The organism is Flavobacterium sp. (assembly GCF_003525665.1).
Taxonomy (GTDB): Bacteria; Bacteroidota; Bacteroidia; order Flavobacteriales; family Flavobacteriaceae; genus Flavobacterium.
Map to the genome: position 1 here is coordinate 3843 of NZ_DQDX01000050.1, position 1048 is coordinate 4890.

At 30.8% G+C, this 1048-nt stretch carries 1 protein-coding gene and 1 pseudogene; one reads left to right on the forward strand and one right to left on the reverse strand.

Translation table 11 applies throughout. The features are described from left to right. On the reverse strand, positions 1-323 hold a 323-nt coding region (locus DIU01_RS03450), incomplete at its 3' end, for a response regulator (RefSeq protein ID WP_290831851.1). Between the two features lie 278 nt (positions 324-601). Between DIU01_RS03450 and DIU01_RS03455 the strand changes: the two are divergent. Further along, positions 602-1048 (forward strand): annotated as a pseudogene (locus DIU01_RS03455) (RND transporter); the annotation flags it as partial.

The following is a 1048-nucleotide window of genomic DNA, read 5'->3' on the forward strand; positions in this document are numbered from 1 at the left end:
TAATCAAAAGCACCATTTTTTAAACCTTCAACAGCAGTTTCTACTTTTCCAAAAGCGGTCATCAAAATCACAATGGTTTTTGGCGAAAGCGTCTTTATTTCTTTCAAAAGATACAATCCTTCGCGTCCGTCTTCAAAACCAATTCGGTAATTCATGTCCAATAAAACAACGTGAATCGGATTTTCAGCCAACAATTTCACTACATTTTTAGGATTATTCAACGTATGAATGATCTCGAAATGTTTTTTCAAAAGCATTTTTGCAGCAAAAAGAATGTCTTCTTGATCGTCAATTACTAGTATGTTGGCTTGCGTTTTTTTCATTTGTTTTTTTACTCGAATTACACGAATTCTTTTTCTTAAATTTAAAGACACAAATTTTACCAAAATCTATAATTTGTGAGAATTTGTGTAATTCGTGGTTAACTTTTTTAATTTGTGTCAACCTTGGTGTTTTGTTCACTGTTCGTTTTCGTACAAAAGGTGTTCGATTATGAACATTTGGTAAAAATTAAAAATTCATAAAACTATTAATAATCAGTTAGTTGTGAATTTTAAGTTTTTGGCACAAAATTGCTTATAGACTAATCAAAATAGCAACAATGGACACGGTCATTACCCACAAAACTAACAAAAAAAAGTACTTAATTATTGCATTGCCAATCTTTTTGATTTTGGGATATTTTATCTTCACATCGGTAACCAAAAAAAGAAGTTTGAATGTAAAAAAAGCCGAAATTTCTATAAAAACTGTAGAACAAGGTTTTTTTGAGGATTTCTTAGTTTTTCAAGCAAGAGTTGAACCAATGAATTCGATGTTGGTTAATATTATAGAAGGTGGCGCAGTTCAAGAAATTTATGTTGGAAACGGTGATATCGTTGTAAAAGGGCAACCTTTGGCTAGATTGTACAATCCAAATTCGGAGCTCAATTACATGCAGCAAGAAACAGCAATTATCGAACAAATTAATAATTTGAACAAAGCAAAATTAGATTTGAGAAATCAAGAACTCAATTTGGCGAAAGATTTAATTTCCATCGAACACGAT